This is a genomic window from Variovorax sp. UMC13 (assembly GCF_014170375.1).
In the GTDB taxonomy this organism is placed as follows: domain Bacteria; phylum Pseudomonadota; class Gammaproteobacteria; order Burkholderiales; family Burkholderiaceae_C; genus Variovorax.
This window is the reverse complement of record NZ_LZZW01000018.1, coordinates 40,532-59,273: the sequence shown is the minus strand read 5'-3', so window position 1 is coordinate 59,273 and position 18,742 is coordinate 40,532. Positions and strand designations below refer to the sequence as shown.

Genomic DNA, 18,742 nt, shown 5'->3' with positions numbered 1-18,742 from the left:
GCGCTCGAATTGGCGGCTGGGACTGGCGGCGGTGGGGGCGCCCATGGGTCTGGGCCAAGGAAGTGGGCTGCTACCCACGGTGCATGGTCGCGCCGCGTGCTGGCGCCCTGCATCAGAGCAGCCAGCTGCTGCGCATGGCGGAAGTGCCGCGCACGCGCTGTCAGCTCCTCCCTCGCAAACATGACCTGCCATTGACCAAACTCCTCAGCGGACATCCGCTCGCCCAGCTCATGAACACTCCAGCCCAGCTCCAGCGCCAATTCGTGAGCGAATCGCAGCGTGGGCTGGGCAATCAGTTTTTTGTCGCAAGTTCCAGGTCATGACCCGAGAGCCGCATTGCGACGTTGAAGACGCGGAAGACGTCGGTTCGATGCAGCGCACCGAGGCGATCCCACTCTTCTTCGCTGCACAGCGGCGTGCCGTCGACATCCACTACGGAGTGGTGCAGCATCCGGGTGACGATCTGGCTGCCGGCCCGCGCATGTGCCTGCTCTTCGTTCTCGCCATCGAGGGGCTTCAGCGCCGCGACGTGCAGCCGATCATTGGCAAGGCGCCGGGACATGAGGAGGCCGCGCACCAGGACATCGCCCTTGAAAGGCGGGAAAGGGACCTCCTCTTCGGGCAGCTCTGGGACGCTCACGTCATCGCGTGAAACAGCCATGGTCAAGCTCCCGGGTAGGCGGTCAGCAAGCCACGCACTTCCAGGCTGACCGGCGTGGTCACTGCGGCGCCAGCCGCACCACCAGGTGCGAGCTTGGTGCTGGGCAGGCTCGCAAAGAGGATCTGCGTGCCGTCCGGAAACCCGAATCGGACGGCAATGATCTTCTTCGCGCGAGAAGCGGCCTTGAACGCGATCAGGGCTGGGTCCTCGATGTCCCACAGCGAACCGAGCGCGTACGACAGCGGGGTTTCCTTCCCGATCGCGTTGAAGTCGGGCCGCTTGTGGATGGTCGTGATGGCGACCTTGGCGGCCTCGCCACCGCTGGGCGTCACGTCCGTGATCGTCTCGGCGCTGAAGCCGAAGGTGATCTTCGACACGGAGCCAGAAACGAAGGCGCCACTGAAGTCAGTGGTGTCGATGCCAAGCAGAACGAGGGTATCGGCGGTGACCGCGCCGACTCGCGCCACCGCATAGTCGAGCTCGCCCAGCCCCTTTACGCGGAGCAGAACGACTTCGCCGGCGATCAGGTCGTGATCTTCAACGGTGGCCACCGCCGGATTGGCCTTGGTGATGGCAGTGATTGGTTTCGCTGCTGCGGCGACGCTTTGAACGTCGACGTCGACGTCAGACCAGATTTGGATGGACATGAGAAGCTCCAGTTACAAGGGGTCGCCCGGCGCACCGCGCCGGGTGGAATAGGTGAAGCGCCAGAGCTGCTCGCGCTGGGCCATGTTGCAGTCGCCATCGCTGTCCGAAGTCATACGAGCTGCTGCGATCTGCGCCCTGCCCGCCTTGGGAAGCTGGGCAGTGCGCGACGTCAGCGCGGTCTCGACCTGCCGCCCGAGCTCACGAGCCAGCCGGGCGGAGTCGCCTTCGTCCGCGACTACGCATGTGATCAGCACGCTGTAGATCCGCTGTTCGAGACCGCGCACCGTCTGCGCGTCGATCTCCTCGCCCTGAGGTGCTTCAGCAATGAGCAGTGCGGGCAACAGGTCGGGGCGCAGCGGATCTGCCCGGTCAAGAAAGACATGCAGTCCCGCGTCCGTTGCCGCCGCCTTCAGCACGGCTTCCAGCTCATCCAGAATCTGCTGCTGCACGTGAGACATGCTCATGGTTTCCGCAGATAAAGGGTGTGGAAGCCCGAGCCATCGGGCTCAGACCTGACGAACTTCAGTTGCACGGCCGCAAGGGACACCGGATGCACGATCGTCAGCAACGCATCGTGTGGGAGCGCGGCGCGGGCTACATCGGTCACGCCCATCAGCCGAGGCTCGACCGTCTCGACCAGGCCGCTGAGCGCCACCGTTCCGGCATCCTCGAAGATTGCCGTGAAGGCAAACGCTCCGAAGGTCACAAGCCTGTTGGAGAGGGATGCGACCACCGCAGCGTTGGCGCGGGCTTCGAGGAGCGCGTAGCCGGCGAGCACAGGATGCTCAGGCGTTGAGGTGCAGCCAGACGGTCGTGGCGCCGTTGCCGGCGGCCTTCGCCGCGTAGCCGGCCAGTACGCTGCCGGCGGCCGTGGTGGTCAGCCGGCTGTTGGCGGCGTCCCAGTACAGCAGCGCGCCCTGCGCAGGAGTGTCGGCGGCGACCTTGGCGAGCTCGACGACGCCCTTGACGCGCACGGCGCCGAGGCCGCCGGCGGGAATGTCGGCGACGACGACACCGACGCGCACGCCCATGACGACGACGGCGCCGCCTGCCACCGCGCCGGCCGGCGAGTAGTCGAGGACGGCGCCCTCTTGGATGAAGTTCTTCATGGTGAATTCCTCAGGATGTGTGACAGATAGGGGAACAAGGCGGACTCGCAGTCCGCCCGTACGAGTTAGGCCGGGCCGGGATTCTTGGCCAGGGTGCGCCAGTCGAGCGGCGACACGCCGGCATCGATGCGCACCTTGAACTCGGTGCCGTCGACGTTCCAGCCGTTCTTCTGTTCGAGGTACGGTTGGTCGTTGCCGTCGAGGTAGTTCACCTCGATCGTGTCGGCACTGTTTTGGTCGGCAGCGCCGTACCAGGCCGTCGTCGACGCGGCGTCCAGACGGGCGTCGGAGATCACATCGAACGTCTCGCGCACGCTATTCGGTACGGAGTTGTTCCGGGCTGCTGCACCCACTTCGAACTCGCTGGCGCGGACCACGTTGGCGATGCCCTTGAGCGCTCGCGGCACGATCAGGTACTTCGTGCCGATGTTGAGCGCCGTGGCGCCCTGCTTTTGCAGCGCCATGGCCGACTGCATTGCGTCGACGCTGGCAGTGTTGATGCCGGAAGCGGCCAGCAGGTTGCCGTGATCCGCGTGGAACAACGTCTTGCCATCGGGCATGGGCGGGTTGGCCGTCAGGATCGCGTACACCAGGTCGCCCACGGTACGGATAGCAGCACGGCCCATCAGGCGCGGAACGCGCGTGAAGGCGTCGAGGTCGTCGTTGATGATGGCCTGGCGCGTGATGCTGAAGAGCTCGCCGTAGGTGGCGAGCACCACGGTGTTGCCGCGCTCGCCCATCGTCGCGTACTTGTACTCGGCTCCCTCGGCCACCTTGCGCAGGCTTGGGAACGCGTTCAGGTCGACGCGGTTGCCCGGCTTGAAGTCGGGCAGGCTGCCGGCGCGGGTCCAGAGCTGGAAGGTCTCTTCGGCTTCGAGGTAGCCCTTCATCAGCGCCTTGCTCGCGACGTTGGCCAGCAGCAGCGGGAAGTCGCTCGTGCTGTGCGTGAAGGCGGCACCGACGAACTGCATCTTGTCCATGCCCTCGCTGCGGAAGCCGGCACGGGTCAGGCTGGCGCGAGCCATCTCGGCCAAGGTGTAGCCGCGATACGGGTTCGCGCCCTCGATCTTTTCGTAACCGGCGCGGGCCAGCAGCGCCTGCGTGGCGCCGCGCTTCTGCTTGTCGGCCTCGTCGTCCATCGTGATGACGTGGGCGCCTGCCACCGGCGTCGAACCCTTGGCGAGCTCGGCGAGCAACTTCTGGCCAGCGGCTTGCACCGTCATGCCGTGATCGTCTTCGCAAGCGATGCGCAGCGTGTCGACACCGGGACGCGACGCGAACGGTGCGAAGCTGGCGCGGATGCCATCTCGACGGACCTTGTCGGCCGCCAGGATCGACGCCTGGTCGACGGCAGCGGCAATGGGAGCGGCCGAAACGGCGGGAGCGGCGGTTCCGCCGCCGCCCGCGCCGGCTGCTGCAGCGCCGACGGCGGACAGCAGCAGGGGGGTACGGAGTGTCTTCATAGATTCCTCTTCAGCGGAAATTGCGGCAGCTGCCGCGGATGGACCCGCTGCCGGCACGTTTGCCGGCAGCGAGCGGTAACGATTGAGCGGCATTGCCGAGGCGCTTGCCGAGACAGGCATCGCATCGGTGATGCCGTCGATGAACTTCATGGCGAGGGCTTCCTCGGCCGTGTAGAAATGGTCTTTGCCGTCGGTCAGCAACGCGAGCATTCCGGCCTGGTCGCCGGTACGTGCGGCGTAGCTGGTGGACATCGCCGCAGCCCAGGTGTCGAGCTGGTCAGCAAGGTCGCGGAGCTCGACGCTGTTGCCAGCCGCGTACTGCCACGGGGCATGCACCATCAGCATTGCGTTGCTGGCCATGTGCACCTTGTCGCCGGCCATGGCGATCAGGCTGGCGATCGAGAAGGCGACGCCGTCGACCTCGATGGTGACGGTGGCCTTATGGCGACGGATCGCGTTGTAGATGGCGAAGCCGTCGGGCACCGAGCCGCCCATGCTGTTCACCCGGATCGTGATCGCCTCGACGTCGAGTTCCTGCAGCTCGCGAACGAAGGTGGCGGCCGAGGTCGTCTCTTCGTACCAGCTCTCGCCGATGTCACCGTAGATGTAGATCTCGGCTGCAGCGAGCGCGCCCACCACGGCGGCCGCCATTGCTGTCTTGCGGCGGATGGCGTACCAGGTTGATTGCTTCATGAACTGAGGTCCTCGATTGAGAGGCCTCAGTGTCTGGAAAAGGTTGTCCCGTTTCTAGGGAAGAAATGGGACTATTTCGAAGCGTCCTCGTCAACGTCAGCGGGGATTGGCGCCCCTGCGATCGGTGCGCCGGGCACGTTCGCTGCGTTGCTGGAAAACACCAGGCCGCGCTTCGCCGCATCGTCGCGGAAAGTCTCGACCTGGTCGAGCACGTCGCGCGGGTTCCCGCCGCGTTTGCGGATCACCTCGGTCTCGCTTGCAAAGCCGGCCTTAACAAGGGACTCCCACGCATTGGCCTCCTTCACCGGGTCAATCCACGGCATGCTCTGGCCGATGTAGAGCGCGTCGTCGGCCGTGCCGGGCATCACGTCGCTGGGTGTCGGCACCACGCCGCTCAGGTGCGCAACTTGAACGAACGTTTCATAGTCGGGCTGCACGAACATGCCGACGAACTCGTCAGCCAGCACCGCGTAGTGCACCCACTGCTCGACCAGCTCTTGCCGCTGCGCGCTGTACGTCCCGTCGTAGTCGCGGCTGACGCTCGAGTAGCTCGCTCCGATGCCGGCAGCGAACGCCTTGAGCTGGCCCTGGCGCCAGGTGACGAGATTCGGATTCGGGCGGTTGCTGTCGATCATCCCGATCTCCTCATTCACCTCGAGCGAGTCGATGATCATTCCCGGCTGCATCCGAAGGTCTCGCGGGATTGGCCGGCCTGTCGCATCGACGTTTGGCGAGTAGCCGGCCTCCTTGTCAACACGCTTCACGTAGGCCGTGAGCGATGCGGCGATCTTGGCGGCGATGCGCTCGCTCTCTTCGTAGTCTTTGAGATCCTCGAGGCGCGTGAGAACGCTCGCGAATTCCGACACGCCACGACGCTGATGCAGGCGATCGAGCGTGGCCATGTGGAGCATGCGATTCGCCGGGATCATCTTGAGGTTCGACGAGTCAGCGAAGTTGAGCATCTCGCGCGGATCGGTCTTGTGCACCCAGTAGCCTGTCGCCTTCCCCCATGAGTTGGCCTGAATGCCCTGCCGGATCCCCTTCGAAAGGTCGTCATAGTCCATCGGTACGAAGTCGGGCTCGAAGATCTCCAGCGAATAGGGCACCGCCGAGCCATGCTCCAAGAATGGCACCGGGCCGATCAGCTGCTGGGCAAAGCACTCGCCATCGCGTAGCCAGGTGTATGCCATCAGCCGCTGGGCAAGCGGTCCGCGGTACCGGCCGGTGACCTCGGGCGCCTTCTGCCTGGCCTTATAGGCCGCACGAAGCGCGGTTGCGTACTCGGTATGGATGGTGCCGTCGAGCCGACGCGGTATCGGCTCGACGCCGATGCCGGCAGCGCCGACGATGTTGTTGACCATGACACGAAGCGCGCCACGGGAGATGTCGTGGTTCCGTTCCAGGAAACGCGCATGAGCGCGCAACTGCGCCGCGCTCGCACCGACGAGAGTGTTCGCGCTGCTGTTGTCAGTGCGACGCATTCGCTGCTTCGTCGGCTTCGCGCCTTCGTAGAAGGCCAGTGCCTGGCGGTGCTGTGCGCGCTTCAAGCCGCGCACTGGATCGAGCTGGGCTACGAGTCGGTCGATGATGTTCATGTTCAGCCCCGCTCGCCGTCGAATCGGGCCACCGAGTAAGACAGACCGCCGATGCCACAGCCCACGCCGCTTTCGCTGGCTACACGGCTCTCCCATTCCTTTCGACCCTTGCGGATCTCACTGAGGTCCTCGTTTGTGAGCGTCCGCCCGTTGAAAGAGATGGACCTACCGCTGAGAACGGCTACCTCGGCTTCGAGGTATTTGGTGAGCATGATTTGGGCGTTGGTCATGGCTGGAAGCTACGCACGGTCGCGTCCCATTCAAAGGGGTGAAATGGGACTTTTTGCAGACCCCATACCGATGCGCACCGACTGCGGGTCGCGCCGGCCGGTGACGCGATAGACCGTGCTGCGGCTGACGTTATGCGTTCGCATCACATCGGCGAGGTTGCTGCCATCGAACAGCCGACGGATCGCGGCGTCGCGCTCGGAGCGGTCAGGCGCTGGCACGTAGATGTCCTGGCCACCGAGCTTGCGGCGCAGACCGCGCACCAGGGCTTGCGCGAACATCGCGGCCATGCCCTCGTGCATCCCGATCTCCTCCCGGACGATGCTCGTGAACTCGTTCTCAAGCTGCACTGCAGCGTCCTCGGTCTGCCCGAGGGTCATGTTGTTTTGGGGCTTGTTCACAGGCGGTCACTCCAATCGTCGGAGGCAAAAGAACTAGGAGCGCGCGGCACAGCGTGCGGGCGCGCGAGAGGGGTTGGCCGCACTGGCACTTGCGACGCCGGAGGCTGGGATGGCGGGGAAGGCTGCTGAGAAGGGGCTGCGGCCGGCTGGTCTGCTGATGTGCCGGACGTCGTGCTCGGAGGGCTGTAGACCCCATCATCGCCCTCTTCCAACAGCGGCGCCTGGCGGACCTGGCTCTCTGCCATGTCCCACTGGGCAGGCTTGCGTAGATGAAGCCGAAGAGCCCGAGAGAGCCACACGGCGTAGACGGTGCAATCGAGCGCCTCGTTGCGGCGATCGGTGCGCGGCTTCCATTCGCGCACGTTCTTGTTCACGCGGCCAGGGATCTTGATTTCGCTGAGGAGCTGCTCGTAGAAGTCGTCCCGCACACCTTCATACCAATGCATGCGCGCCGGGCCCTCGCCCTCGAGGCGGACCCGACCTGCCTGTTCAGACCAGCCCAGGATCAGGTCCTTCGCCTTGGCTGTACCGATGATGCTGATGCTGATACCGGCGCGGGCCGCTTTCGTCGAGCGGACGTTCGGATCGATCTTCTTCGGCGGCGACCAGATCTCGACGCGGCCGACCGCGTCAGGGGCGCCCTTGATCGCGTAGACGTGGCGGTTGCTGCGGTCATGCTTGCGCACGAACGCGTACACAGCATCGCTCGTCTGACCATCCGAGCTGTCGATCGCTACGGCAGTCATCGGCAGACCCGCGCCCGTCGAGTGCCGCACACGCCTGGCCATGTACTGCTCGAGCTCAATCCACGCGCCATCGTGCGCCACCACCGTTTTGCCGAAGAGCTCGCCCCAGTAGGCAAGCCACATCTCTTCGCCGCGGCCGACAACCCAGACGGTGACGGCCAGGCGGTCATGCTGCACGTCGACCGTCATCAATGGCACCAGGCCGCCGACGGGGCACGACCATTCGGCGTATTTCATGGCGCGCGCGCGCAGGGTCTCTTCCTCGGGCAGCTCGCCCCGGTACTCCCAAGTCAATCCCAGCGTGCTGTTGGTGAAGGCGATCATGTCGCCCGCATCGCCCTTGTCGAGGTTCGCTTTCGCCTCGAGATACTTGCGGGCCAGGACCGGCACGCGCGAGCCGTCGAAAGTGCTGAGCAGCTCGTTCAGGTAGTAGCCCGGCGTCTCGCTCGCCTGCGTTGCGACCCACCCGCCACCATCGCGCTCGGCTCTCCGGATGTTGGCGATCCGCTGTTCCTCTGACCAGAGCTCCCCGCAATGCGGGCATGCGTAGAAGGCTCGGGCGTGCTGATGGCGACCATAGACTTCGTGCAATGGAGCGTCGAGGTCCTCGGGAATGGTGACGTTCTCCCAGGCGGGCACATGGCTATCGCCGCACCCGTGGCAGGGGACATGGAAGTACCGCTTGTCGGTCTTCCGCATCTCGTCCTCGACTACGCTCGCGTCTTTCGCGGTGGGCGTTCCGCCGATCAGGATCAGGTGATCGGGATAGGTCTTGGCGCGCTCCTCGAGCAGCTTGACCGAGCTGCCCTGCCCGCGCACATCAGACGCCGCGTCGTCAGGCTCCTCGACGATGACCAGGCGCGCGCTGGTGGACTTCACGTCGCTCGGGCTGTTGGTGCCGACCAGCTTGATCAGGCCGCCCGCGAACCGCTTGCGCAGCGTGCTGTTGCCTTGGGACCGGCTCTTGATCATGATCCGTCGGCTCAGCACCTTGGTGCTCAGAATCATGGGGTCGAGCTTCTCGGCGGCGAAGTCCTTGGCCGCCATGGTGCGCGGGAACGCGGCAACGATGACGCTCGGCCGATAGTGGATGTGGTAGCCGATGATGTTGCAGACGATGCCTGCGGTGTAGCCGACCTGCGCGCTCTTCTGCACAACGATCTTTCGCACCGATGGCTGGGTGGCCATCGCAGCGATCTCGCGAAGCGCGGGCGAAACGGCCCAACTGAAGCGGCCTTTGAGCGCCGACTCTTCGTTGCTCAGCACGCGGTACTTGGTCGACCACTGCGCGCCATCGATGCGGGGCGGCGGCTTGAGCCTGCGCCACACGCGCGCGAACATCGCGCGCAGCGCCTGCCCTGCCCAAGCGTCGGGGTTGTGGGGCAACGATGGGCCGTATCTCACGAGCCTTCATCCTCTTCGTCGCCGCGATCTGCTTCGGGGTCGTCATCGTCGTCATCGCCTGGTGCGCGCCAGTCAGACAGCCGCTTCAGGCAATCATCAAAGGTTGCGCGCAGCAGCTGTTCGACCGCAGGCTTGTCGAGTCCTATCGACAGGGACGCCAGCCGCGGCGGCTCGCCGCGGAGGAACTCGCGAGCGGCCAGCACCGCGCTCGCCCACAGCGGTTCGATCTGATCCGCAGGGATGAGCAAGCCACGCTCGCGCAGCATCTCTTGTTCGATTTTGTCGCCCTGTAGCCGCAACACCCGGTCCTTCGGCGATTCCGCGCGCACCTTGCGCACTTCGCGATCCACGAGCCAGGCGATGCACGACGGCGCGTCGTACTCGCTCGCGACGCCGGGCCCGCCCTGGACCGCCACGGGAAAGCCGATCACTTGCCACTCCGTGATGGTCTTGGGCGACACGCCGAAGAGCGCCGCGATCTGTTCCTGACCCTTGATCGACATGCTTACTTACCCTATGCAAAGTGGGTGAACTAGAAAATGAACGCGCCCCGAATTACCCGTATCGAGGCCTTGCCGGGAGGACCCTTGACAGGGGGGTCGAAATCGCACCAAAACGGTGCAAGGCGGCAGAAACGTCGCTTTGACGCAACAAAACAGGCGTTTTGCCGCCGATGCCACCCCCCAGGAGCGTCCGACAGGGCGACGAAGGGACGGGCGCGTCATCGAGCGGTCCCTGACCGCTGCATCAGGCGGGCTTTGAGCGCGATACCGTAGGGCGCGTCGAGGGTATGCCCGCACTTGGCGCAGACGCACCGCACACTGCCCGGCGAGACCCTTCTGATGTCCTCGATGTAGCAGTGATGGGCGCATGCCCAGCGCTTGAGCTGTGTCCACAAGCGAGCCATCAAGCGGCCCCCCTGACCGGCTTGGCCGTGGCCAAAGCCTTCGCCATCTCTCGATCGAAGTGCCCCGGGAACACGCGCGCGATGGTGCGTTGGGAGATTTCCTCAAAGGGCAGACGCTTGCTGTAGGCCGCCCGGTCGACGAACAGCAGCACCGGCAGCACTGCAGACGACATCGCACCGAACGAGATGCGCGACCAAATGCCGCGCGCCAGGTGCTGCTTCATGCGCCCTCGCTTCCAAGAGCGGCGGCCGTAGGGATGGGTGCCAGGCCCGGTGCTGAAGAAGAAGGCCTCGCGCTTCCGCTTGGAAACGCTGCGCTTGCTGTTCGTCGCGTTGGCGTCGAAGCCAGCCATGTTGAAGGCCTGCAGCTGGCTGAGGATCTTGGTGATCTGGCTGCGTGCCATGTTGCCGTGGCTGTCGATGATGGCGCCCGCACCAGGCACAGCGCGCTCACCCGCGCGCATCACGCCACGCTGCACGAGCAGCTGCTCGAAGCGCTTTTGCTGTCGGGCACCGCCCATGATCTGAGGCAGCAGATAGTGACTGGGCCGCTCGCTGTCCTTCACCCAGACGCGCGCCGTCAGGTCCTCCCTCGTCGCCGGCTTGAGGAACAGGGAGTTCAGCGTGAACGCCGTCGGCCGATCGAAGCGGGTCTGCATGCCAACCTTCACTTCTGCACGCACGTCAGAGCCGGTGCGCGTGAGGGCTACCGCCGTGGCGAAGCGTGCCTGTTTGCCATTCGCGCGCATTGCGGCCTGCGCTGCGGGAAAGTTGTCGCGCACGTCAATTCGCATGGCCGCCCCCTTGTGCAGACGTCTGCACTGGCACCGGCTCCCGCATGAATGCGGCGAAGGTGCACGCATGCAGCACGGCATAGCGCTGCAGCTCTGCGACCTCGTGGTCGGCTGCGAACGGCGTGCCGGCGACGTGGCCACGCTCGATGGCATAGAAATGCCCGGGCTCTTTGTCAACGGTAGCCCGGCGCAGGCAGTCGTCCACGTGGGCCTTGCCCCACTCGAGGCGACGCGCATCGATCCACTGCGCCGTATCAGGCATGCGCTCACGCATGCCGGGCTGCTTTGCTGGCTGATTCATCGGATCGGTCCTTTCGATTGGGCCTGCTGGACGGAGGGTGGACGGCTGAAACCCGCATGGCTGTTGAGTTGGTCCAGCCGTCCAACCCGACCAACAGGTGTGGGTGAGCTGCGCCCGCGAGCGCGCGCGGACACGCGCCCGCCTGTCTGCGCACGCACCTACGTGTGAAGGAAATCGAGGCGGAGGGTGGACGGCTGGACCGATTGCAAATAACGCAATGGAATCAACGGCTTGCGCCGTCCACCCCCCCATGGACGGAGGGTGGACGAGGGTGGACGGCGGTGGCGTCAGGACCGTGCGCGCAGACGCATGCACGGGGCGAGACCGATCCGCGTGGCATCCAGCCAGGCGCGCGTTGATGTCAGAACGGGAGGTCATCGCCCTCCTCGTGGTTGTCGGGCGGCACACCGGCTTGCGCGGGCGCCTGGACGGGTGTTGCGGGCGGCAGGCGCAGGTAGCCCCGCCGGCGCTTGCCAGTGGTCTCGCGGTGCCGCTTAAAGCCCAGCTGCCGCATGCAGTTGACGATCCGGGTATCCATCTGGCCGTTGCCGTCGATACGGTCCGCCTTGATGTTGAGCGCCTTGTCGTAGAGCTCGGTGCTGGGGAAGAATTCACGGTCGCGACGAGGCACGTCGGCCGGCAGCGTGCCGTGGTCGGCATTGACATACTCGTCGAGGTTGTCCTCCCACGGATCCGAGCGCTTGAAGGGCTCTTGCTCTGGGAACACCAGGTCCTTCTCTTCCTGCCTGGTGGGCCAGTACTGCTCGCCCTCGTTGAGCCGATGCAGCGCCTCGGCCAGTAGCTGCGCGCGCTGCTGCGTCAGGATGTCGAGATGCACCACCTTGACCTCGAGCGGCCAGAAGCGTCGGTCACCCGTGGCGTCCTTGAGGAAGGTGTCGGCGTTGGTCGTGCCGACGTTGACGCTGTGCCGCGGCTGCTTGACCATCTGCGAGCCATAAGGCGGCCGGTACCAGTCCTCCTGGGCTGAGAGGAACTGCTTGATCAGCGTCGTCTCCGACTTGTTCAGCGACTCCAGCTCGGCCGACTCGACGATCCAGGCGAGCTGCATGGCCATCTGGCTGTCCTTGTCGCCGATGCGGATCGCGTTGTCGGTGAAGTACGGGTAGGCCAACGCGCGGAAGGCGCCGGACTTCGACAAGCCCTGCTCACCCTTCAGGATCAGCATGTAGTCGAACTTGCAGCCTGGCTGGATCGCGCGCTTGACCAGGCCCATCATGAAGCAGCGGCCGATCAGCCGCGTGTACGGTCGGTCCTCGACCTCGAAGACGTCAGCAAGCCAGTGGTCGATGCGGGGGACGCCGTCCCATTTCTCGGCATGGATCCAGTCGACGATCGGGTTGTACTTGCTGAGGCGCGCGGCCATCAGCACGCCATCACGCAGGGTGCCCTTGCCCTTGATGCCGAGGCCGAATCGCCGGAGCAGGTACTCGCCCAGCATCAGGTCGTCTTCGTCGTCCCACTCGCCTGCAGGGCGCCCCCAGGGCGCGTCCTTGCTACGCTCGAGGAGCTGGCTGAAGTCGTTCTTCTTGATCAGGCCGCGCAGGGCCGGATCGTTGAGCATGCAGTACAGCACGTTCTCGCGACAGTCGTCTGGCCGGCCCCCTCGGCCCTTCACCAGCTTCGACATGACGTTGTCGTAGGCCTCGCCATCGTCGTCGTCCAACGGCGGCACAGCGCCGCCTGGAGGAGGCCCCTCACGCCCGCCCCCCTGCCCGCCAGCGCGAGCCTCAAGGTCGCGATTTTTGCTTGCCCGCTTGGGCTTGGTGAGCTCGACGCCGACAAGCGGGGCGAGCCACTTCAATGCATCGGCTGGCTTCTCTGCCGGGAGCCACTCCATCACCAGGTCGATCGGTGTGCGCGCGCCCTGTTTAGGGTCGCCCATGTCGGCCACGCCGAAGTCGCAAATGCCTTCAGGCGCGATCGACAGATCTTCCTGCAGATCTCGACCGAGCGACTTGGAGGTGATGCGGTACTTCGACCCGACAGCGACCGCACTCGGGAACAGCACCGGCACCCACGCGCCGAAGTTCGCCATCGCGGCTTCCTTGACTCGCTGAAAGTCGTCCACGCCATCACCAGCTGGCTGCGCGGCAGGTAGAGTTCGCGAAGGCTTTGGAGGTGCTTGTTTGGCAGCCTTCGCCGCGGCCTTGGCGTCGTCGATCGTCTTGTGCAGACGTCTCAACGCGATCTCGTCGATCGCCTGCACCTCAGCGGGAGTGTTGGGGAAACGATTGGCGGTGATCGTGAAGTACTGGCTGCCGCAGAAGACCTCGACGCCGATGCCGTTGTCCTTGTTCGTCTTCGTCGATCCTTCGACGATGATGTGCACGCCCTTCCCGCTCGGCGAGATCTCGGTGAAGCTGTCGCAGGCGCCGACGATGTTCTTGCATCGGTCTGACCAACTACCGTCGGGCTCTTGCTGACCATCCAGGTCAATGCCGATCAAGCCATCGTCGGGGAGGAAAGCGAGACCGACGCCGGTCCAACCGCCAGCCTCAAAGCGCTTTCGTACGACGGGCAGGGTTGCTAGCCGCTGGCGATCGCGATCGCTGCCCTGCTCTCCAGCGCGCTTGCCGCCCCCCACGTAATAGGGCATCTTCTGCGGCTTCTTCGCCCCCTCTTTGTGTTCGAACTTCCACAGCACCCATTGCTGCCTGGCGGCCAGCGATTGAGGGATCGCTGCCCACAAGGGCGCAGCCACCACGGGGAACTCAGGCGCCTCGCTCATTCGATGCGCGACGCAGAGTTAGACGCCAGGGCCGCGACCTGCGGCTCCTGGCGCAGAGGAGCCTCGAGGCTCATTCGAGCACCGGTGGCTTGCTGGCTTTATTGCGCTCTGCCATGACGCGCCGCATTGCCTGCATTGCCGCCACCAGCTCCCCGCTCGCCCGATCTACACGTGCCAGCTCGTTGTCGCTGACATTGCCATCCGCCAATGAGCCCAGCACCTCAGCGATCAGCTCGGCCGCTTCGCGGGACGTTTCGGCCGCAGCGCGCATGCACTCATCGGCATTCACATCGATGCCAATCGGCAGTGGTACGAGCATGCAGCCGGTGCGGACAGCAATCGCGGTCGCGTAGGCCATCGCGTTCTCGGTTTGAACATCCATGCACATGGCAGAAACGTCGGCCGCGTCCTCGGCGCCGAGCTTGAAGCCTGGAGCTCCTCGCAATTCCTTTTCGAATGTCGACGCGGATTTCCCCAACCGAAGTGCGACGGCGTCGGTCCCGCCGGGATAACCACGCGCCATTCGGCGCACTGTGTCAAGAATGTTCATATCTATGGGAGACAAAGAGCGCCATAGCCCGCAATCACCAAACGCGTTGAAACTGCTGCCATGACAAAAAAACACCTAGACCGCCTTAGCTTCCGCTTGGCAGTACACGTCGTCGAAGGTCAGTTCGATGCCGCGTTCTTTCGCAAAAGCCACGAGTTTTTGAGCGAGCTCTGGGCGAAGCGCTTGGCCCGCCTCAAGGTTCGCTACGTTCCCCTGCGTACAGCCGATGCCGCCGGCCAGGACCTGCTGGGTTACTCCGAGACGATCACGAATGGATTTCAGGTTGTGCATGCCGCTGATTATCAGCGGCGCTTTTCGTTACGTCAACAGTCCCGCTGATCCACTTGATTAAAAGCGCGCCTGATAATCCGCAGATGCCCAACTCTCGCAAGGCGACGATCACAGATGAGCACCGCGCCGAAGCCGCGGCGCTCTCTGCCATCTGGGACAAGAAGAAGACGATGTCTCAAGCGGCGTTCGCGCTGAAGTACGGCATCGGAAGCCAAGGCGCAGTCGGCAATTTCTTGGCGGGCACCTCAGCGCTGAGCCTCAAGGCCGCCAAGGGCTTCGCGACTGGCCTGCAGTGCGACATCAGCGACTTCAGCCCGCGCTTAGCAAAAGAGCTGCTGCCCCCTTTACTCGAACCCATCGCAGCCCTGAGGGTTCTTGCAGATCTAGTTCGCCCACTGCCTGACATAAAACGCGAGCAGGTGGAACCACTGTTCCGAAGACTTGCGCTTCATCCGGAACAAATCAACGATATTGCCCAAGCTTTCGCCGAACTTTTGAAAATCAACCCATCTCCTATTCACATTCCGTCACATTCAGTAACCGGCTTGACCGGCCAATTTGACAACGAAGGAATGCGAAACGATGGGACGAATTTTCAACTTCCCGACGCGGGAAAGAAGCGATAGCTTTGCGGACTTGGTGGCGAATCTGAGCCAAGCCGAGCGTTCGGGCAATATGAAGGGCCTAATTTACTTCTGGGAGGGCCCGGACGGCAAGACAAACTATGGCATTCATGGCAGCTTCGCTGACCGCCTCCAGTTTGCGGCTTACACCCTTCTGCAGGGCTTGAATACGGTGACAGATCGCCTCGTGGATGCAGGCGATGTAGGCTACACCCGATCAGCCCCCCTCAAGAACGTTACCGCACGGCGCCCCCTGCCCCGCGGATTGAAAGGCTCGTAGTGAAATTCCTGCTAACTTTGAGTGCGTGCCTAGTAATTTCTGCATGCGGCACCGCTCCGACAACTGCCGCCAAGCCGGGCTCGTTTGAAACAATTCAAGCGGGCACCTTTCGTCAAGGCGAGCAGGCGCAGTTCGTAGACTGCGTATTCGACGGGTTTCTAGGCTCCCAAAGCATGGCCATGGCGACGCACGTTCGGCAAGTAAAGCGAGCAACGGGCTATCGAATTGATGTGATAGCCGGTGCGTTTCAGTACATCGTTGCTGACATCGAAGACAACGGGCAATTCAAAGTGACACGCTCCACGTATGCGAAATTGCTCAACTTCGATACAGAACAGATCTCTTCCAAGGTTTGCATTGAACGTTTCGGGATGCTGACATTTGACGCACCCCTTTCCACCAAACCCAGCCAGGGGCAGGCGGGCTACGGGCAGAGCGGTTACAACGCCCCACTCCTCCGTCGGGCCGAGTAGAACACCGCCAACCTGGCACAAAGCCCGCTCCGGCGGGCTTTTTTGCGCCTCCGCGTCAAACCTATCAGCGCGAAAACCACTAAAAATCAGCGACGCTGTTGACACAATGAAAAGCGCCGCTGATACTCACTCCGCAGCAATCCCGCTGCCAGGAGTGAAGAGATGGCAACCACCCCCAAGAAAGATCCGCCTCCAACTGCGCGCCAAGAACTGACGCAGCGCATCGCCGTGGCAATGATCAGCTCGATCGGATACGAGCTCCTTGACGAAAAAAACGGCGAAGTCGCTGCCGCGCTGGCCACTCGTGCTGTTCAGCTAGCCGACGCCGTCATAGCTTCCACTGGTGGTGCGTCGTGATCAACGCGCTCATCACCCGCTGGTTGGTCGGCGTGATCGCGGCTTTCGTTATCGCAGCCCTTGGCGCGGCGACGAACCCTGAGGCGCCCACGGCCGCCGAGGCGCGTGCGGCGGCCCTCGCCCGCGACGAGGCACTCGCATTCAAGGCCGAAGACAGGCTAGACCAGGCGCTGTGGGACGAACGCATGGAAGCGCGGAGGGCTCGCCGATGAAGCCCGACCTTGACCCATGGGTCGCAGAAAGCCTGGCCCGCGCCTATGACGAGGCGGTGCGCGCCGAGCAAGTGCTGCGCGGGCAGCAGGACTATGTGGATCAGCCCGAGGACAACTCGGACCGCCTCGCATGCATGGCGGGGGTCTGGCGCGCCTTCCTCGCCATGTTCGTCGTCAGCGTGTTCGCCCTGACCGGCATCGCCCTCGGCCTCTCCGGCATGAAGATCCCGGGGGTCGGTTCGTGAGCGCGGCAGTACAGACGTCTGCACTGACGGTGCCGGCTGACATGCTCGACGCGCCCGACGATGCGCCGAACTCGCTGCAGGCCAGCGATGACCTAGTCATCGAGATCCACGGCCGCATGGCAAGTCACGCGGTGATCCGCAACCAACTCGATGCCGACGGGACGCACACCCGCCCCGTGCTCTGTCTCGACCTGACGCCGATCGGCTCGAACCTTCTGCACCGGCGCATTCACGTCGAGCAGGCGTTTCCCGAGAACAAGCGCAAAGAAGCGGAGGCCTCCGCCGCTGCCCTGAAGCGCGGCACGCACGTCTCCTTCCGCACCACCTTGATCGACATGCTGACGGTGTTTCCGCATGTGCTGTCGGTGGCGATCACCCCCTCCCACTGAAAGACCAGATGGCCTCCATCACCATCACCATCGTCGACCTGCCGCATGGCCACGTCAGCGTGCGCACGGACGCCGACCGCCCCATCGTAGGGGTAGGCATCACCTTAGCCCAAGGGCTGGCCATGGAGCTCCTCGGCACCGCGTTCAAGCGGGGCGCCGAAGTTATCTACGACCCGGCCGAGGTGCCGCTGGTCGCCTTGGCACTCGATCTTCTGCATGTCGAGCAATTCGGCCTCGCCGTGACTCAAGAGATCCGGGACCGTGCGAAGCGCGCCCTTGGGCGAGAGGTCCTGATTCGCTCCGCCATGGACGGCGTGAACATCGACCGCGTGCACATCGGCCGCGGCGCGCCGACCATCAACGTGGTCACGGCAATCGATCCAGCCGATGCTTCCGCCATCAAGAAGCACCTTGCCTCACGCGACGATGCGTACCGCCCGCCCTACGTCTCGGCCGGCCAGGAGAGGCAATCTTGAGCGCCGTCTATCTCCTGGCCAGCACGTTCGGCCTCGTGTTTGCGCTGGGCCTGCAGAGCCAGTTGGTGAACAACGGCCATCACGTCGGAGCATTCTTCAACAGCCTCGCGATCGGCGCCTGCAACTTGGTTCTCTTCAAGCTTGCCCCTGACGCGAGCGGCCTCGAGGTCGCAGCCTACCTCGCAGGCGGACCCTTCGGGATCGTCGCCAGCATGGCGTTCTATCGCCGGATACAGCGCCGCAAGTCGCCTGCCAGGCGCGGGCCCAACGCCGACGAGCTCGCCTACTGCGCGGGGTGCCGACTGTGCGCGGTGGGGGCGTGGGCGCCGCACCAGCCGGACTGCCCATGGGCGGACGCAATTCCGAGGAGCAAGGCATGACGAAGCCGACTGTCGCAGGCCCGCGCATGTCGCCATCGCGCGAGGTCTACACCGGCGCCGAGTTGGCGACGCGCTCGCCCCGGCCGGGCGCCTACGACGCCCTCGCTCTGCCGAGCCGGATGGGCGACACGCAGGTCCCACCTGGTGGAGCGCGGGTATCTCTGCCCAGCATGCGCGAAAGGCAGCCCGTGGCCTTGATGCACCGAGTTGCGCCGGCACCGCCACCAGCGCCCCCGCAAGCCGCCGCCAAGCGCCCGCCTGCTGCCCAGCTCACGCCGGCCGGCCGTGTCGCGGCGGAATGGCAGCCGCGGGCGAACAGCGTTCCCTCGCGCGTATTGACAGCTCTCCGCGCACCAGGCGCGCCGAAGTACTTCACGCACCGCGAGATCTCCGATCAGTTTGGCCTGCCGCTGAAGCAGGTCCTCGCGAGCTTTAGCACACCGATCGAAAAGGAGGTGCTTCAGCGCGTGCACGTGAATGGCCAGCATGCGATCTCCCTGCCCGGGTTCGTGCCGCCAGCTGTGGCGCCAGCACCCGCCAAGGTGGCCGCAGCGCCGGATCCGTCCGCCAGCAAAACAGCTGCCGAGCTGCAGCGCATCTCCGCCCATGCCCGAGCGCTCGCAGCGGCTCTAGACGAACTCAAGTGCCAGGCGCTGGACCTCGGCCACGAGATCGAGAAGGCCGCCCAGGCGCTAAGCCGTGCCCTCCATTCCATCCCAGCCCCCTTCAACCCACTCGGCCGCGCGCGGCCCTGACCCTCGGAGTAC

General features: G+C 64.5%; 25 protein-coding genes. 9 read left to right on the top strand and 16 right to left on the bottom strand.

Features of this window, described 5'->3' with window-relative positions:
- Positions 1–292 precede the first annotated feature (292 nt).
- The 16 genes from A9977_RS15050 to A9977_RS14975 all read right to left on the bottom strand — a co-directional run bounded on the left by A9977_RS15050 (position 293) and on the right by A9977_RS14975 (position 14,540).
- On the bottom strand, positions 293–661 hold the full coding sequence (locus A9977_RS15050) for a hypothetical protein (protein ID WP_183025670.1): 369 nt from the start codon (positions 659–661) through the stop codon (positions 293–295).
- Positions 662–663: 2 nt separating this feature from the next.
- Complete coding sequence (locus A9977_RS15045; RefSeq protein WP_183025669.1) at positions 664–1,308, bottom strand: phage tail tube protein; 645 nt, start codon at positions 1,306–1,308, stop codon at positions 664–666.
- Positions 1,309–1,320: 12 nt separating this feature from the next.
- Complete coding sequence (locus tag A9977_RS15040; RefSeq protein ID WP_183025668.1) at positions 1,321–1,773, bottom strand: hypothetical protein; 453 nt, start codon at positions 1,771–1,773, stop codon at positions 1,321–1,323.
- Complete coding sequence (locus tag A9977_RS15035; RefSeq protein WP_183025667.1) at positions 1,770–2,087, bottom strand: hypothetical protein; 318 nt, start codon at positions 2,085–2,087, stop codon at positions 1,770–1,772. Before A9977_RS15035 ends, A9977_RS15040 begins: the two co-directional genes overlap by 4 nt.
- A gap of 7 nt (positions 2,088–2,094) precedes the next feature.
- Positions 2,095–2,418 (bottom strand): DUF2190 family protein, encoded by a 324-nt coding sequence (locus A9977_RS15030; protein ID WP_183025666.1) that lies wholly within the window; start codon positions 2,416–2,418, stop codon positions 2,095–2,097.
- A gap of 65 nt (positions 2,419–2,483) precedes the next feature.
- Positions 2,484–4,574: a ClpP-like prohead protease/major capsid protein fusion protein gene (locus A9977_RS15025; protein ID WP_183025665.1), complete on the bottom strand. Its 2,091-nt coding sequence runs from the start codon at positions 4,572–4,574 to the stop codon at positions 2,484–2,486.
- 71 nt (positions 4,575–4,645) lie between these two features.
- The gene (locus tag A9977_RS15020; RefSeq protein ID WP_183025664.1) at positions 4,646–6,169 is read right to left on the bottom strand and encodes a phage portal protein; all 1,524 of its coding nucleotides are present in this window, start codon (positions 6,167–6,169) and stop codon (positions 4,646–4,648) included.
- Between the two features lie 2 nt (positions 6,170–6,171).
- The gene (locus tag A9977_RS15015) at positions 6,172–6,399 is read right to left on the bottom strand and encodes a hypothetical protein (RefSeq protein WP_183025663.1); all 228 of its coding nucleotides are present in this window, start codon (positions 6,397–6,399) and stop codon (positions 6,172–6,174) included.
- Between the two features lie 30 nt (positions 6,400–6,429).
- Entirely contained in the window at positions 6,430–6,798 is a 369-nt protein-coding gene (locus A9977_RS15010; RefSeq protein ID WP_286549299.1) for a Mor transcription activator family protein, read from the bottom strand.
- Positions 6,795–8,885, bottom strand: coding sequence for a phage terminase large subunit family protein (locus A9977_RS15005; protein ID WP_183025662.1), 2,091 nt, complete (start codon positions 8,883–8,885; stop codon positions 6,795–6,797). The genes A9977_RS15010 and A9977_RS15005 overlap by 4 nt, the downstream gene beginning before the upstream one ends.
- A 59-nt stretch (positions 8,886–8,944) precedes the next feature.
- Complete coding sequence (locus A9977_RS15000; protein ID WP_183025661.1) at positions 8,945–9,451, bottom strand: terminase small subunit; 507 nt, start codon at positions 9,449–9,451, stop codon at positions 8,945–8,947.
- Between the two features lie 403 nt (positions 9,452–9,854).
- A complete protein-coding gene (locus A9977_RS14995; protein WP_183025660.1) occupies positions 9,855–10,649 on the bottom strand; it encodes a hypothetical protein in 795 nt (264 codons plus the stop codon).
- Positions 10,639–10,950 (bottom strand): hypothetical protein, encoded by a 312-nt coding sequence (locus tag A9977_RS14990; RefSeq protein WP_183025659.1) that lies wholly within the window; start codon positions 10,948–10,950, stop codon positions 10,639–10,641. Before A9977_RS14990 ends, A9977_RS14995 begins: the two co-directional genes overlap by 11 nt.
- A 361-nt stretch (positions 10,951–11,311) precedes the next feature.
- Positions 11,312–13,699, bottom strand: coding sequence for a VapE domain-containing protein (locus tag A9977_RS14985; RefSeq protein WP_183025658.1), 2,388 nt, complete (start codon positions 13,697–13,699; stop codon positions 11,312–11,314).
- A 70-nt stretch (positions 13,700–13,769) separates the two neighbouring features.
- Positions 13,770–14,249, bottom strand: a complete 480-nt coding sequence (locus A9977_RS14980) for a phage regulatory CII family protein (protein ID WP_183025657.1) — start codon at positions 14,247–14,249, stop codon at positions 13,770–13,772.
- Positions 14,250–14,324: 75 nt separating this feature from the next.
- Positions 14,325–14,540, bottom strand: a complete 216-nt coding sequence (locus A9977_RS14975; protein ID WP_183025656.1) for a helix-turn-helix transcriptional regulator — start codon at positions 14,538–14,540, stop codon at positions 14,325–14,327.
- Between the two features lie 83 nt (positions 14,541–14,623).
- Between A9977_RS14975 and A9977_RS14970 the strand changes: the two genes are divergently transcribed.
- The 9 genes from A9977_RS14970 to A9977_RS14930 all read left to right on the top strand — a co-directional run bounded on the left by A9977_RS14970 (position 14,624) and on the right by A9977_RS14930 (position 18,730).
- Positions 14,624–15,166: a hypothetical protein gene (locus tag A9977_RS14970; RefSeq protein ID WP_183025655.1), complete on the top strand. Its 543-nt coding sequence runs from the start codon at positions 14,624–14,626 to the stop codon at positions 15,164–15,166.
- Positions 15,167–15,442: 276 nt separating this feature from the next.
- Positions 15,443–15,916: a hypothetical protein gene (locus A9977_RS14965; RefSeq protein ID WP_183025654.1), complete on the top strand. Its 474-nt coding sequence runs from the start codon at positions 15,443–15,445 to the stop codon at positions 15,914–15,916.
- A 162-nt stretch (positions 15,917–16,078) separates the two neighbouring features.
- The gene (locus tag A9977_RS14960) at positions 16,079–16,273 is read left to right on the top strand and encodes a hypothetical protein (protein WP_183025653.1); all 195 of its coding nucleotides are present in this window, start codon (positions 16,079–16,081) and stop codon (positions 16,271–16,273) included.
- On the top strand, positions 16,270–16,485 hold the full coding sequence (locus A9977_RS14955; RefSeq protein WP_183025652.1) for a hypothetical protein: 216 nt from the start codon (positions 16,270–16,272) through the stop codon (positions 16,483–16,485). The genes A9977_RS14960 and A9977_RS14955 overlap by 4 nt, the downstream gene beginning before the upstream one ends.
- Complete coding sequence (locus tag A9977_RS14950) at positions 16,482–16,730, top strand: hypothetical protein (protein ID WP_183025651.1); 249 nt, start codon at positions 16,482–16,484, stop codon at positions 16,728–16,730. The genes A9977_RS14955 and A9977_RS14950 overlap by 4 nt, the downstream gene beginning before the upstream one ends.
- 41 nt (positions 16,731–16,771) lie before the next feature.
- On the top strand, positions 16,772–17,119 hold the full coding sequence (locus A9977_RS14945) for a hypothetical protein (protein ID WP_183025650.1): 348 nt from the start codon (positions 16,772–16,774) through the stop codon (positions 17,117–17,119).
- Positions 17,120–17,127: 8 nt separating this feature from the next.
- Positions 17,128–17,595, top strand: coding sequence for a hypothetical protein (locus A9977_RS14940; protein WP_183025649.1), 468 nt, complete (start codon positions 17,128–17,130; stop codon positions 17,593–17,595).
- Positions 17,592–17,975 carry a hypothetical protein gene (locus A9977_RS14935; protein ID WP_183025648.1) on the top strand — a complete coding sequence of 128 codons (384 nt, stop codon included), beginning with the start codon at positions 17,592–17,594 and terminating at the stop codon, positions 17,973–17,975. Before A9977_RS14940 ends, A9977_RS14935 begins: the two co-directional genes overlap by 4 nt.
- A complete protein-coding gene (locus tag A9977_RS14930) occupies positions 17,972–18,730 on the top strand; it encodes a hypothetical protein (RefSeq protein WP_183025647.1) in 759 nt (252 codons plus the stop codon). Before A9977_RS14935 ends, A9977_RS14930 begins: the two co-directional genes overlap by 4 nt.
- Positions 18,731–18,742: the final 12 nt, after the last annotated feature.

Coding starts and splice junctions, on each gene's coding strand:
- A9977_RS15050 (WP_183025670.1), bottom strand. CDS start 661: ATGGCTGTTTCACGCGATGACGTGAGCGTCCCAGAGCTGCCCGAAGAG.
- A9977_RS15045 (WP_183025669.1), bottom strand. CDS start 1,308: ATGTCCATCCAAATCTGGTCTGACGTCGACGTCGACGTTCAAAGCGTC.
- A9977_RS15040 (WP_183025668.1), bottom strand. CDS start 1,773: ATGAGCATGTCTCACGTGCAGCAGCAGATTCTGGATGAGCTGGAAGCC.
- A9977_RS15030 (WP_183025666.1), bottom strand. CDS start 2,418: ATGAAGAACTTCATCCAAGAGGGCGCCGTCCTCGACTACTCGCCGGCC.
- A9977_RS15025 (WP_183025665.1), bottom strand. CDS start 4,574: ATGAAGCAATCAACCTGGTACGCCATCCGCCGCAAGACAGCAATGGCG.
- A9977_RS15020 (WP_183025664.1), bottom strand. CDS start 6,169: ATGAACATCATCGACCGACTCGTAGCCCAGCTCGATCCAGTGCGCGGC.
- A9977_RS15015 (WP_183025663.1), bottom strand. CDS start 6,399: ATGACCAACGCCCAAATCATGCTCACCAAATACCTCGAAGCCGAGGTA.
- A9977_RS15005 (WP_183025662.1), bottom strand. CDS start 8,885: ATGTTCGCGCGCGTGTGGCGCAGGCTCAAGCCGCCGCCCCGCATCGAT.
- A9977_RS15000 (WP_183025661.1), bottom strand. CDS start 9,451: ATGTCGATCAAGGGTCAGGAACAGATCGCGGCGCTCTTCGGCGTGTCG.
- A9977_RS14995 (WP_183025660.1), bottom strand. CDS start 10,649: ATGCGAATTGACGTGCGCGACAACTTTCCCGCAGCGCAGGCCGCAATG.
- A9977_RS14990 (WP_183025659.1), bottom strand. CDS start 10,950: ATGAATCAGCCAGCAAAGCAGCCCGGCATGCGTGAGCGCATGCCTGAT.
- A9977_RS14985 (WP_183025658.1), bottom strand. CDS start 13,699: ATGAGCGAGGCGCCTGAGTTCCCCGTGGTGGCTGCGCCCTTGTGGGCA.
- A9977_RS14980 (WP_183025657.1), bottom strand. CDS start 14,249: ATGAACATTCTTGACACAGTGCGCCGAATGGCGCGTGGTTATCCCGGC.
- A9977_RS14975 (WP_183025656.1), bottom strand. CDS start 14,540: ATGCACAACCTGAAATCCATTCGTGATCGTCTCGGAGTAACCCAGCAG.
- A9977_RS14970 (WP_183025655.1), top strand. CDS start 14,624: ATGCCCAACTCTCGCAAGGCGACGATCACAGATGAGCACCGCGCCGAA.
- A9977_RS14960 (WP_183025653.1), top strand. CDS start 16,079: ATGGCAACCACCCCCAAGAAAGATCCGCCTCCAACTGCGCGCCAAGAA.
- A9977_RS14950 (WP_183025651.1), top strand. CDS start 16,482: ATGAAGCCCGACCTTGACCCATGGGTCGCAGAAAGCCTGGCCCGCGCC.
- A9977_RS14945 (WP_183025650.1), top strand. CDS start 16,772: ATGCTCGACGCGCCCGACGATGCGCCGAACTCGCTGCAGGCCAGCGAT.
- A9977_RS14940 (WP_183025649.1), top strand. CDS start 17,128: ATGGCCTCCATCACCATCACCATCGTCGACCTGCCGCATGGCCACGTC.
- A9977_RS14930 (WP_183025647.1), top strand. CDS start 17,972: ATGACGAAGCCGACTGTCGCAGGCCCGCGCATGTCGCCATCGCGCGAG.